Annotated in this window: 12 protein-coding genes and 1 pseudogene; 5 read left to right on the top strand and 8 right to left on the bottom strand. The window is 35.3% G+C overall.

Translation table 11 applies throughout. The features are described 5' to 3' along the window. Positions 1-39: 39 nt before the first annotated feature. From KBP46_RS04540 to porQ, 3 genes are all read right to left on the bottom strand, one after another. Positions 40-390, bottom strand: coding sequence for a YtxH domain-containing protein (locus tag KBP46_RS04540; protein ID WP_047431084.1), 351 nt, complete (start codon positions 388-390; stop codon positions 40-42). A 95-nt stretch (positions 391-485) separates the two neighbouring features. Further along, the gene (gene cmk, locus KBP46_RS04535) at positions 486-1,160 is read right to left on the bottom strand and encodes a (d)CMP kinase (protein ID WP_123278360.1); all 675 of its coding nucleotides are present in this window, start codon (positions 1,158-1,160) and stop codon (positions 486-488) included. An 84-nt stretch (positions 1,161-1,244) separates the two neighbouring features. Further along, positions 1,245-2,237 carry a type IX secretion system protein PorQ gene (gene porQ, locus KBP46_RS04530; RefSeq protein ID WP_062670073.1) on the bottom strand — a complete coding sequence of 331 codons (993 nt, stop codon included), beginning with the start codon at positions 2,235-2,237 and terminating at the stop codon, positions 1,245-1,247. Between the two features lie 168 nt (positions 2,238-2,405). On the opposite strand from porQ, the gene pyrH reads away from it, so the two are divergent. Beyond that, complete coding sequence (gene pyrH, locus KBP46_RS04525; RefSeq protein ID WP_062670071.1) at positions 2,406-3,113, top strand: UMP kinase; 708 nt, start codon at positions 2,406-2,408, stop codon at positions 3,111-3,113. 79 nt (positions 3,114-3,192) lie between these two features. Here pyrH and KBP46_RS04520 read toward each other — a convergent pair whose 3' ends face one another. After that, positions 3,193-4,548, bottom strand: coding sequence for a lipase family protein (locus KBP46_RS04520; protein WP_216444755.1), 1,356 nt, complete (start codon positions 4,546-4,548; stop codon positions 3,193-3,195). Between the two features lie 664 nt (positions 4,549-5,212). Here KBP46_RS04520 and KBP46_RS04515 point away from each other — a divergent pair. After that, on the top strand, positions 5,213-5,797 hold the full coding sequence (locus KBP46_RS04515; RefSeq protein WP_216444754.1) for a super-infection exclusion protein B: 585 nt from the start codon (positions 5,213-5,215) through the stop codon (positions 5,795-5,797). 93 nt (positions 5,798-5,890) lie between these two features. Here the strand turns inward: KBP46_RS04515 and KBP46_RS04510 are convergent, their stop codons facing one another. Beyond that, positions 5,891-6,289, bottom strand: a complete 399-nt coding sequence (locus tag KBP46_RS04510) for a hypothetical protein (RefSeq protein WP_216444753.1) — start codon at positions 6,287-6,289, stop codon at positions 5,891-5,893. A 116-nt stretch (positions 6,290-6,405) separates the two neighbouring features. Between KBP46_RS04510 and KBP46_RS04505 the strand changes: the two genes are divergently transcribed. From KBP46_RS04505 to KBP46_RS04495, 3 genes are all read left to right on the top strand, one after another. Then, positions 6,406-7,713 (top strand): PIN domain-containing protein, encoded by a 1,308-nt coding sequence (locus KBP46_RS04505; protein WP_216444752.1) that lies wholly within the window; start codon positions 6,406-6,408, stop codon positions 7,711-7,713. 467 nt (positions 7,714-8,180) lie between these two features. Beyond that, a complete protein-coding gene (gene frr, locus KBP46_RS04500; RefSeq protein WP_142722488.1) occupies positions 8,181-8,735 on the top strand; it encodes a ribosome recycling factor in 555 nt (184 codons plus the stop codon). A 198-nt stretch (positions 8,736-8,933) separates the two neighbouring features. Beyond that, a complete protein-coding gene (locus KBP46_RS04495; protein ID WP_216444751.1) occupies positions 8,934-9,995 on the top strand; it encodes a 3-oxoacyl-ACP synthase III family protein in 1,062 nt (353 codons plus the stop codon). A 43-nt stretch (positions 9,996-10,038) separates the two neighbouring features. Here KBP46_RS04495 and KBP46_RS04490 read toward each other — a convergent pair whose 3' ends face one another. The 3 genes and pseudogenes from KBP46_RS04490 to KBP46_RS04480 form a co-directional block, all read right to left on the bottom strand. After that, positions 10,039-10,830, bottom strand: a complete 792-nt coding sequence (locus tag KBP46_RS04490) for a hypothetical protein (protein WP_216444750.1) — start codon at positions 10,828-10,830, stop codon at positions 10,039-10,041. Between the two features lie 131 nt (positions 10,831-10,961). Further along, on the bottom strand, positions 10,962-12,419 hold the full coding sequence (locus tag KBP46_RS04485; RefSeq protein ID WP_120230946.1) for an LptF/LptG family permease: 1,458 nt from the start codon (positions 12,417-12,419) through the stop codon (positions 10,962-10,964). Positions 12,420-12,529: 110 nt separating this feature from the next. Next, positions 12,530-13,176, bottom strand: a pseudogene (locus KBP46_RS04480) (outer membrane lipoprotein carrier protein LolA). Positions 13,177-13,194 lie beyond the last annotated feature (18 nt).

The following is a 13,194-nucleotide window of genomic DNA, read 5'->3' as shown; positions in this document are numbered from 1 at the left end:
AAGTTCCTTTCTGTAATTTACTTAAAAAAGATAAATTACTTATTTTTTCAGATCATTCAGTTCCGCTTCTACATCTTTTGCCAAATCTGCAGTTTTAGAAACAATCTGATCTTTGTATTTGTCATATCCGTCTTTCACTGTATGTGCTACGCTGTTAGCTGTTTCCTTGAAAGTAGAAGAAATATTGCTGTACTGGTCTTTCACCTTTTCAGAAACCTCACCGTATTTGTTCTTTGCCTGATCTTTAAGATCATTTGCCTTCGTTTTAATTTTTTTTCTGGTTTCTTTACCTTCTTCCGGTGCGTATAACATTCCTAAGATTACACCTGCCGCAGCACCTGCAAGAAGTCCTGCCAATATACCTGCTGTATTATTTCCTTTTCTAGACATTTTAAGTTTTTTAATAATTAATAATAGATTAGTTTTTACAGTAATAAAACTTACAATTTGTATACCAAAGGAGGCTTGAAGCCTATTAAAAATTGTTAAATCTTTTTGATGTGAGATAAAATAAGCTGTATGGTTTCTTCTTTGGTGAGTGTCGAATTATCAATAACAATAGCATCGTCAGCCTGCTTCAATGGGGCTATTTCACGCTCACTATCGATTTTATCGCGTTCTATAAGGTTTTGCTTTACCTGTTCCTTATCCGCCTCAATTCCCAGTCCTTTCAGTTCCAGAAACCTTCTGTTGGTTCTTTCATCAATACTGGCAGTAAGAAAGAATTTATAGTCTGCATTTGGCAGAACTACTGTCCCAATGTCACGCCCGTCCATAATAACGCCACCTTTTTCTGCCAAAGTGCGCTGTGACTGCAGGAGGAAATCTCTCACCTCTTTTTGCTTGGCAACAAGGCTCACATTATCAGATACGATATTGGTACGGATTTCCGTAGAGATATCTGTGTCATTCAGGAAAAGAATAAGGGTGCCGTCGTTATTTTTAAATTCAAGTTTGATCTGATTAAAAGAAGAGAACAATGTATTCAGATCAATCTCACCGTTTTCATTCAGACAATGCTGCAAAGCATACCAGGTAACTCCTCTGTAAAGTGCTCCTGTATCCATATGAATAAGTCCCAGTTGATCAGCAATGATTTTTGAGATAGAACTTTTTCCGGTAGACGAGTACCCATCGATAGCAATTACAGGTTTTTTCATACTGCAAATTTCAAGATTTTTTTTAGAAAATCAAGAAGAAGTAAGAAAATTTCAGAATAATTAAGAAATTTCCGGCCAGGAAGATTATTCTCCTCTGTGGCTGGAAAGGTCCATGGAAATTCCTATCTGATTGACGTTCGAAGAGTTGTGATATCTCACGTGGGCATAATCAATACGGAATCTGGAAACCTTAACTCCAAATCCAGCAGAAAGTCCCGAGAAGTTTCTTTGATCTGCAACAGCCAGTTCATTTCCTCTTTTTACATTATATCCCAGTCTAATATTGAAATTCTTTTCCGGAAACAATTCTGCTCCCAAAGAAAAGTGGTCTGCGATCTTTCTGCCGGCACCCACTTTTTGCCCGTCCAGGTTTTCTTCTGAGGAAATATCAAACTTCTGAAGATCATGTGCGGTAATGGTGATGGCAAGAGGAAAATTCTTGATGATTTTGGTATATCCCAGATCAACCCTGAACGGAAGATTCTCTCTTGTTCCGTTAAAGGATTTCAGCTGGAAACCAAAATTTCTCATCACAAGTGATAGTACTTCTTTATTCTTTTTATTATGATAGGTAATTCCCGCTGTTCCTGAGATGGCGGAAGAAGTATAGTTGTCAATTTTTGAGGTAATGAAATTAAGCCCTCCACCAATCGTCCAGTCTTCCTCAAACTGGTAGGCATAGCCTGCGCCAATCGCTACATCTGAAGCTTTAAATTCTCCGTTTTCAAAACCGCTTTCATCTGTCCTCGGAATACTTCCATAGCTCATATACCTTGCATTGATGGTAGCCATGTGGCCATTTTCAAAGTCTTTGGCATAAGCAATCGTTCCGTATTTCGAGTCGGCAAGGTAAGCCGTTGCGTTTACAGAAAGCTGTTTGTCAGAATCTTTATTTAAAAGGGCAGGGTTTGCAATAGCAAAGGAAACATCATAATCTCTTACCGAAATTGCATCTCCGCCCAAAGCAGCCTGTCTTGCAGATACAGGTACATTTAAGAACGGATAGACATTTGTTCCCGTTTGCGCATAAGAAACAATTCCTGATAGAAATAATGAAAAAATGATAATTTTCTTCAACTCAATTTATAATTAATGCAAAAATAATCCTTTTTCGTACTTTTCAAAATATTTCTTACATTATTTCTATTTAAATATTTTTCTTTTATCAATATCATTAATGATTATATTTGCAAAATCAAATTCCGGGGAAACCCGTACTAATAAAAAGTTACTTAAAAATAAAAGATGAAATATAAAAGAATCCTTCTGAAACTGAGCGGTGAGGCCTTAATGGGAAACAGACAATACGGTATTGACAACGAAAGACTGCAGGAATATGCATCTGAGATCAAAAAGGTAGTTGAAAAAGGCTGTGAAGTAGCGATCGTGATTGGAGGAGGAAATATCTTCCGTGGGGTAGCAGGAGCTGCAAAAGGTATGGACAGAGTGCAGGGAGATTATATGGGAATGCTTGCTACTGTTATCAATGGTATGGCTTTACAGGGCGCATTAGAAGATGCAGGAATCAAAACAAGACTTCAGTCGGCTATCGAAATGGATAAAGTAGCTGAACCTTTCATCAAAAGAAGAGCAGTAAGACACCTTGAGAAAGGAAGAGTAGTGATCTTCGGAGCCGGAACAGGAAATCCTTATTTTACCACTGATACAGCGGCTACCTTAAGAGCGATCGAAATCGGGGCTGATGTAATCTTAAAAGGAACAAGAGTAGACGGAATCTATGACAGCGATCCTGAAAAGAATGCAAATGCTGTAAAATACAATTCATTATCTTTTGATGAAGTATTTGAGAAAAACCTTAAAGTAATGGATATGACTGCTTTTACTTTGAGCCACGAGAATAAATTGCCAATCATTGTATTCGATATGAACAAAGATGGAAATTTAGAAAAAATCGTAGACGGAGAAAATGTAGGTACTTTGGTTAATTTATAATCAATATAAGTTCTAAAAAATATAAAAACACCTGTTACAGTAATTGTGACAGGTGTTTTCATTTTAACACTAATCTGAATTATTTATCCACACCAGCATTTTGTGTGACGTTTTCCTTTTCAACCAAAACATAACGGGAAGAAATCCATCCGATGATCTGATCGATTATTTTTAGAATCATCTCTAATTCCGTGACAGCAGTTACTCCCGGTACCAGCTTCACCTCTGGTTTTGGTAATGGCTGTGATAAAATAAGTCCTTCTACCTGTGGATTGGATCCTTCCGCAGGAATGCCATTATACATTCCCACATGCTGTACGGATAGCTGCAGCATATAGTCCTGCAAAGACTCAGGAGGAGTTTTGATGCTCACCGAGGAGGCGCTTGAGTGTTGGAGCCGGCCTGGCAGCGATTGGTTCTGTATTCTTGTATAACTGGCTCCTGAATTTGAAGAATCAGCAATCGCCATCTTTTGTAAAGCGTTTAATAAGGCTGCCGTCATATAGGTAGGAGCCTGGCCATAAATCGTTGCAATTTTCCCCAGTTCCGATACCGGCCATGCATGAGGAACAACGTCCAGATCATTCCAGTGCATGGTATTCCAGCTTTGATAAGTACCTGTCTGTTGCTGCCATCCCGGAGGTAATGGCGGGAATTTACTGTTGAACAGGCTGGCAAATGCAGCCTCACCTGGCGTTGGTCCGGCGGTAGGATATACAAGCGTTACTCCGAAGGCATCCAGATCCTTATTCTCTTTCAGATAAAGGGCAAGGGTAGGAGATAATGCTCCGGCAAGGCTATGTCCACAGAATATGATGGCAGTATCCGGATCCGGACTTAAGCTGGCAAGAAACTGTTGAAGCGTGGTATTGGGTGCGGCTGCATCACCCGGACTTATAAGTCCCAGAAGTATACCGACCCCGGTAGCCGTTCCTTTTGAAATATAAGGGTCAATGCCGTTAAAGGCTGATGGAGCAAAGTTGGAAGGATTATAAGTCGTCCAGTTGACCACTTCGGCTACCGAAAAATCTTCTGTTTCCCAATCGTAAAGAGAGGAAGGATTAGTGGCAGCAATAGCCACAACGTAGGTAGGCAATGTAGGACCTCCCGGAAATGCGACAGCATCAGATTTAACAACATATAATGCATTATCTGCAACTCCGGTAGGAACTCCTTTTTCATTTTTTTCTTCGATCAGGGCAGGTCCCCAGACCAGATCCCAGTTTCCTAATTCCGATACGGCTGAAGGATTAGCTATGGAAGGTGTTTTCTGATCCATTATTTTAACCGGAGGAACATTGTTAAAATAATAGGATAAATCATACTGAAGCTGTTGCTGCAGTTGGATACCAAAACCGTTGTAGCCTCCGGCACGGTTAGCAAGACCTGCCATACCAAAAACTTGTTGATAGGCATCTAAAGATGGATTTGTCATGATGTGATTGGTTTAAATTAGTTTATAATTGTTCATTTCTGCAAAATGTCTTCTCCAAAACTTTCTGTTTGTTATGGCAAGTTTTCCGTTTAAAATACCTGCCGACGTTTCGTTTAAAAGAATAGAGTAAAGGACGTTATAAAAAATGATATCACACTAAGTAGAAATAACCAAAATGTTTGGTAGGTATTTGTACCCGGATTCTTTGTTTAAAAAGAATAGAAAAAAATCCTTTTTTCAAGAAAAGATAAGCGGACAAATCTATATGGAGCTCAAGTAAGAGATGCCAGTTCATGCAAAAAAAATATAAAAAACTTTATAATTAGTTGTAGTTCAAAAGTAAAATCATTATATTAGAGATAGTACCCGTATAACAGTGGGGAATTGTTTAAATGATAATATATAGAACCATTAAAAATGGTAATGAAACGAAACATTATTTACATGTTTCAGATGTAGGTGGAAAAATCTATGGTTTTTTACAATTGGGCCCAGAAGATGAATGGGATGATGATAACAAATTCTTATATGAATGCTGTGATCACCTAAAGTTTGTGTATGGAAGTAGGTTCAAAAAATTTACTCTTAGGCATTCAAGAATTTAAATCTACAGCCTTCTCTTTGAGAAGGCTTTTTGTTATATTTGTGGAAAAACTAAATAATTATGGAAGCATTTATTCTTAAATTTTTCGACTGGGACAAGATTCCTATGAAATTAATATTTCTCATTTTCATTGTGAGTTGTGTTTTGACTCTTGTTCCAGTTCAGTATCTTGAATATCTTAAAATTGCAAAGTTTAACAAAGAATATGGGCAGTATTCAGGTGTATTTTTATTAGGAAGTTTTGCTTTTTTAATTGTTTCGTTAGTTTCTTACTTTATTAGAAAGTACAATGTAAATAGGCAAAATAAAGCTTTTGTTAGAAAAGTACAACTTGAAATGTTTGGTTTAACAAATCCAGAAAAAATGTTGATTGCATATATTGCGGGAACAGGTAGGAAGACAATTAACTTGCCAGCAATGAATCCTAATGTTGTTGCGTTAGAAAATAAATTGATTATTTACAAATCTTCTAGCTCAGGGCAAGGAGGGATAAGAGGTCTTTTTTGGACTTACACTATATCTGAACATGCAATACCTTACATATCTGAACATGTTTTAGCATCTTTAGAAAAATTACGTAAAGAAAGTCCAGAATATATTGAACAATTAAAATATGATATTGAAGAGTACAAAAATGCCCCTTAATTGTAATTCATTGTAGTAAGATTTTAATTGTCTGATAACCTAAATAACCAAGTTGTAATCTTCCGGCCATCTCTACCTTAATTGGGGATAAGTTTATCTTTTAAAGGGATATCCAGGTTTGGCATGGTCTAACATTAGGTTTTGTAGATAGTGTACAGTAAAAAAAATGGATTGACTTGTGATAGAATCCCAATTTTCATCGCCAAAATTATTAACAGAAAAAAGGCTTATTTCTTTGATTTCACCTTCTTTTAAAGTAATTTGCATTTTTTCTTGAATGTTGACATCTTTAGAATAATTTGCAATTATATTCGAATCTGCAGCAATTTTTGTAAAACCTAGTTTAATCAACCATTTTTCTGATAATGGTATTGGTTGAAATGCTACTGTATCAATAGCTTCTATTTGTTTAATATCATGTTCAGTTATTATATAATTTTCATTACCATAATTGTTTGCGAAATTTCCAGCTCTAAAAAAATATGTATTCATGATTGTTTTTAGTCAAATATAACTCTTTTTCCTTTAGTTAAGAATACTTTTTTTGCTAAAATTAACTAGGTTTACAATTAAAAATGGTACATTAAGCCAGTAATTTTATTAATGATATGGAACTTCAGTCACGAAACTTAATTATTGATACTCAGTATTTTGTAAGTATAAAATTAGATTTTAATAATAAAACCTTACAGAAGTTAAAGAAGCTTGTAGATGACAATTCTGTCAAAATTTATCTTACAGATATAACAATAGCAGAAGTTAATAAAAAAATTGAAGAAAAGATTCAAGGAGCTATTGATAAAATTTCAGTGAGTGAAGTTCAATATCTAAAGACAGTACCAGCGTTTAATAAGTTTATAGAGGAGTATAGTTATTCAAGGGCAGTTGAAGAAGTAAAAAAAAACTTTGACCTATTTCTTGAAAGTTATCGGGTCGTAACAATACCAAGTGATAAAGTAAATGTATTAGATATTTTTAATATGTACTTAGAAATCAGAGCACCTTTCAGTACAAGTAAAAAAAAAGAATTTCCAGATGCGTTTGTACTTGAGTCAATTAAGCATTGGTGTAAAAAAAATAATAATTCAGCTTACTTACTTTCTAAAGATCCTGATTGGAAAAACTATATAAGCAATTACAATCACCACTTAAAAAATAATGTTCCATTATTAATACTCCAAGAAGATCTAGTATCTTTAATTGACACAGTTATTAGAAAAGATAATGAGTTGAAAGATCAAGTTGCATTTGCAGATAAAAAAATAGAGAGAAACTGGGAAGTTATTAACAAGGAGATATTAGAAAAGTTTAATGATATTGAATTCGACTCTTACGGATTTGACGGAGAGGAAATCACTGATGTATTCTTGATAGATTGTAAATTATTACAAAAAGATATCTTAGAAGCAAAACAAGAGTCTTCTTCTTATGAGTTGTTATTAGAGTTCGATTTCATTGTCAAATATTTTGTAACCAGTTATGATAATATTTATTTTGATACAGTAGATGAATTAGAGTACAATTTAGAGTATTCTACAGTTTATCGGAGATATACAACGGAACAGTATATGACTATTGATTTTTCATTTCCCGGAGGATTGGATACTAGTTTTAAAATTGACGAAATAACGTTATCAAAAGAAATCATTACTTTAGATTATGAGGATGGAAAATTTATTGATATAAAAGAATGGTGTAAGAATTTACCAGTCATAGTATGCGGAGTAAAAGATGGAATTATTACAGAGGATGGTTTAGGGGTTATGAATTTTAAAGATCTCGATGAAGCACAAAAAATATTTCCACAGTTAAGTATTAAAACTGAGACCCAAGATTTTACGAGTGCATTAGGCAATAAAATAAATGAAAATTTGAGATTTGAAACTTGGAAGGCATTAGAGCTATATTCTTCATAAATAAAGCACTTTATAGAGTTTAAAAGTATTAACTAAATATATTTTTTTTAAGTAAGTAGTATTATTAATGCATTTTATTTGATTTAAAAACTATTCTGATTCCTGTTTTGTTGACTAAGGAAATTTAATAAACATCAAATGTTTGAGGATTTAATTTTGCATGTAAAGGATACAAATCACCTAGATAATTGATCAACTTAAATTCATCATAAACAAAACAGAAAACAAGTAACGACGAATAATAAATAATTTTATACAGCGTCCTATTCAAAAATATCAACGTTTTCACAAAATACAGAATGCAGTCTTACCAGAATATGGAAATAATCATTATTTTTGCAGCACTGAATAGCAAAAAGGAATTTAAAATAGTAGGGAAACACTGATTTTTACAGCGTTTTTAGTTTTAATTGATTGATATTCAGATGGATTAATAGATGTGTAATTTATCAAACTATACTATAATAATGGAAGAATTAGATCTTATATTAGAATCTGTAAAACAGGACATGGATGCAGCGGTAAAGCACCTGGATCACGCATTTCAAAGAATTAGAGCAGGACGTGCTTCTACGGCAATGGTTCAGGATGTAATGGTAGAATACTACGGAGCAATGACTCCTATCAACCAGGTTGCGAATGTTTCTGTTCCGGATGCAATGACAATCTCTATTCAACCTTGGGACAGAACGGCAATCAATGCGATTGAAAAAGCAATCATCAATTCCAACTTAGGTTTTGCACCTTCTAACAACGGAGAAAACATTATCCTTAATGTTCCGCCTTTAACAGAGGAAAGAAGAAAAGAGCTTGCAAAACAGGCTAAAGTGGAAACTGAGAACACTAAAGTAACGGTAAGAAATGCAAGACAGGACGGTTTGAAAGAACTTAAAAAACTGGAAGGAGTTTCTGAAGATGTCGTAAAAGGCGTGGAAGAAGAAATCCAGGCTTACACTGATAAATATGTTAAGCTTTGCGATGAGCATCTTAAGACAAAAGAAGCTGAAATTATGAAAGTATAATTTTCAGTTTTTAAAATATTTGTAAAGAGGTTTCCGATGGGAGACCTCTTTTTTTTATTACTTTTCAGCTATTGCTTAAACTTTTTATAATGCAATGCATTCTTATTCTATACTATATTGTGAAGTATTTACGTTCATTCATTATATTTAATGAATTATTCCTGACGTTTAATCAAAAAACAGGAAACAGATACTATAATGATGACAAAAATAATCGGGGTAGGAAATTATATCCCATCGGAAACAATAACCAATTTATTTTTTGATAAACATATTTTTCTTAATGAAGAAGGGATTTTATTAAAGGAGAATAACGCTTCCATTACGGATAAGCTTAAAAAGATTACAGGTATTGAAGAAAGGAGATATGCACATAGTACACAGGTCACTTCAGATCTGGGCGTCATTGCGGCGCGTGCAGCCATAGAAAATGCAGGGATCGATCCTGAAACATTGGACTATATTATATTTGCCCATAATTTTGGGGATGTTCGCTTCGGAACGGTTCAGTCTGATACGGTGCCCAGCCTTGCTGCAAGGGTGAAGCATGTATTGGGAATCAGAAATAATTTCTGTGTGGCCTATGATGTTCTTTTCGGATGTCCGGGATGGATTGAAGGGGTAATTCAGGCTCACGCGTTTATCAAATCCGGTATAGCGAAGCGATGCCTGGTTATTGGAGCAGAAACACTTTCCCGTGTGGTAGATATCCACGACAGAGACAGTATGATCTATGCCGACGGTGCCGGGGCGGCTGTTCTGGAAGTAAATCAGGATGATGATGCCGGGATCAAATCCCATTTGTCAGCTTCTTATACCCTTGAAGAAAAAGACTATCTGTATTTTGGAAAATCTTACAACAACGAAAGATGCCCGGATATCCGATACATTAAGATGGATGGTCGTAAAATATATGAATTTGCTCTCGTGAATGTTCCGGATGCGATGAAAAAATGTCTGGACAACAGTGGATATTCTATTGATCAGCTCAATAAAATTATCATTCATCAGGCGAATGAAAAAATGGACGAAGCCATCGTGAACAGGTTTTATCAGCTGTATGGAAAACCGGTTCCGGAAAATATCATGCCTATGGTTATTCATAAATTAGGTAACAGCAGTGTGGCTACGATTCCTTCTTTGCTGACGATGATTTTGCAGGATGAACTGGAACATCATAAAATCAAAAAAAATGATATTGTGTTATTTGCTTCAGTAGGAGCAGGGATGAATATCAATGCTTTTGTGTATCAGTTTTAAAAATAAAAAGAGGTTTCCAACCGGAAACCTCTTTTTGTATATTCTATTTACAGTTCTCATTGTAATCATAGATCACTTCATTGATAATTGAAAGTTTATCCACCGTTGAATTGTTGATTTCATCCCGGATGAATTTTCCAAGACCGCTTCTTTTTTTCTCTTCATTTTTCAGGGAACCATATTCTCCCTTTGTTATTTTTGCTTTTACGTAAGGGCAGTCTGCCAGGATAATTTTGGCTTTTGTGGGCGTTAATTCTTCAGCTTTTCCTCCTTTCTTTGAAAAGATATAATTGGGATTCTCTCTTAACCGGTCTGTTTCTCTCTGCGTGATGGCCTGAGTACTGTTTGCAGAAAGAGCCGTAGGATAGCCATAAAGCTTATAAACTGTAATTTTACCTTCTGCTACTACTTCAGCAAACTGTTCCGTTCTGGATAGGTTGTTGAGCGCCTTAAAGCCGGCTGATAATCCTGTTGAACTTTCAGAGCTGTTCAGAGCCTCTCTCATGTTTGAGTATTTTACCGACTTGAAAACCCTTGGAGTGTCACCTTCGTATAACATGTATTCTTTGATATCGTCTGTGTCGTAGGTTTTGAATTTTATCTTATTCTTTACTTTGTCAATATCAGCAATGGCTGCAAATTTTACTTTTAACTGATTTTGCCACGGACTTGAATAGCCGCCGTGCAGATGTACAACACCTTCAATTTTCTTTCCGGATTTGTCAATGATGTAGCCGTATTTTTCACCGTTGTAGATTCCGGTCTCATCCTGATCCTGAGCGTGGGCATTGAGTGATACAAGACCGAACAGGCCAATAAGTAGTAATTTCTTCATGGTTTTGTTTTAAATTCCCACAAATATAAATTTTTAAATTCAAAATCATTATCAATTAAATATTGTAATAATAATCAACAAAAAAGCTCCGGAATTTCTCCGAAGCTTTTAATTATATTTTAAAATCAGAATTATTGGTATCTCTGATGTTCCTTACTTTTGGTAAACCTTTTGGTGATAGGTTTGAACAATGCTTTGTATTTTTCTGCATCAAACAGTTGCGAATCTGTAAGTGCTTTATACGTCATCCAGACTCCAAAAGGAAGAAGGATCAGATTGGGAAGCCATGCTGCCAGATAAGGATTCATTTTCCCACTCCATGACATATTTTCCACCCCGACATTCATGACATAAAAGATGATGAAAATAACGATAGCGATGATGACCGGAAGTCCCATTCCTCCTTTTCTGATAATGGAACCTAAACTGGATCCGATCAAAAAGAAGATGATACAGGTAACAGAATACGCAACAATTCTCTGCTGGTAAATAACGACTTTACTGAAGTATTTTACGTTAGAACTGTATTCATTCTTTTTAGATTCCAGTGTTGATTTCAGGTTGTCTAATCTGTTATAGGAATTGTAAATGATTTCCAGTTTTTTTTCACCTTTTACGGTGTCCAGTTTAATCTGGGTCTTCGGAGCTACTTTATGTTTATTCCCTTTATCCATGTAGGTAATCACAGAATTGGTCTGGTTAAGAACCTCAGAACCGATGTTATCAAAGAACTGTTTATTGTCTTTTTTGGTTTTGGTAATCGTTCCGTCAAGCTGGTTATAGGTCTGGAAACGGTAGTCATCCGTAATCTGTTCTTTTTCGATCGCTTTATTGATGATTTCACTAATGTCAAAGTGGGATACCAATGTATCAAATTTAATAGCCTGGTCCGGTTGTTTCAGCCTTACGTTATCACCTTTTCCGGCAAAAGCATCTTCAAATACATAGCCGTTATAAAGTACAAGCTTTAGAAAATTCTTGTTAACAGCCGGAACAAATTTTCCTTTTTCAGCCACTACAGATTGTTGGTTTTCATAAGCATTGGCTTTTTTATGAACAAAAACGCCTTCAATATTTTCACCGTTTTCCCCATAGATCTTGTCAAACTTTACCATATAACCTGGAATCTGATCAATAAACTGTCCTGGAGTAAAGTTGATAGCCGGTTTGGTTTGGGCAATATTGAAAAGCATGTTCTTGGCTTTCTTCTGAAAGTCCGGAATAATATTATTAGAGAAGAAAAACAGCATGATGGCAAGTGCCGTGGAAATCCCAAGAAGAGGAGTCATTACTCGAGTCAAAGGAATTCCTGCCGCTTTCATTGCTGCAAGTTCGTAACGTTCTCCAAATTCACCAAACGACATAATGCTCGCCAGAAGGATCGTAAGCGGGAGAACCATACTGATGACGTTCACCCCAAGATAAAAAAGAAGTTTAAGGATTTGCCAGTAGCTTAATCCTTTTCCCATAAACTGTCCCAACTGTACCCAGATAATGTTTACAATAAAAATGAAAAACAATACGCTGAATATAAAGAAAAACGGTCCAAAGAAGGTTTTTATAATGTATCGGTCTAGTATTTTTAACATGCGCCAAAATTAATCAAAAAGCCACAAAGTTTACTTGTGGCTTTTTATATTTTGTTATTTTTTTAACGTTAAAAGTAAATTTACATAGTTGCGAATTCACTTTCAGCTTTTTAAAGTTCTGTAACGATGTAGTTTTTAAACTTATTTTTGTCAAAAACAAACATATTAGGATCCAGCTCCTGGTTTTCTTTATAGTCTTTAATAGCAATTACTGCAACATCTTTATTGTTTCCGTGCTGTTCCAGTTTTACCATCTGCTTTTTCGCTGAATCTACAAAAAGGTATACGTATTTTATTCCGTTCGCTTTTACCGGGGTCAGTTTAATAAAGTCAGCATTCACACCATTGACCACTTTCTTACCGTTGTATGTTACGTTATAATCGTTTCTATAGGTTGTAAGGTAGTTGATAGGGGAGAACATGGTACTGCTTCCGTTAGGTTTAGCAATAGTTACTTCCATATCATCGGCGTTGATATTGTAAATTTTATTTCCGTCGAAGATCTGCTCTGTATCCATGATCTTCAGTTTGTATTTTCTCCTGCTACGTAATAAATACCAGGTTCTGTTTTTGTTACCTGCCCGTTAAGACCGCTTCCAAAAGAAAATTTGAAGTAAGAATTCTTTTTAGAATTGTAGTTGGCTGTAATATCATCCAATATCTTTTTAGCTTTAGCATCAATCTTCTGAGCGTTGGCCATACCTACTGCACCTACAACAAAACTTCCCAATATAACTTTTGAAATAATATTTTTCATTTTCTTAATTTAATAATC

The sequence above is a fragment of the Chryseobacterium sp. PCH239 genome (assembly GCF_018924625.1).
Classification (GTDB): domain Bacteria; phylum Bacteroidota; class Bacteroidia; order Flavobacteriales; family Weeksellaceae; genus Chryseobacterium; species Chryseobacterium cucumeris.
Note: the sequence above shows the minus strand (reverse complement) of the source record. Positions and strands in the feature narration are given on the sequence as shown.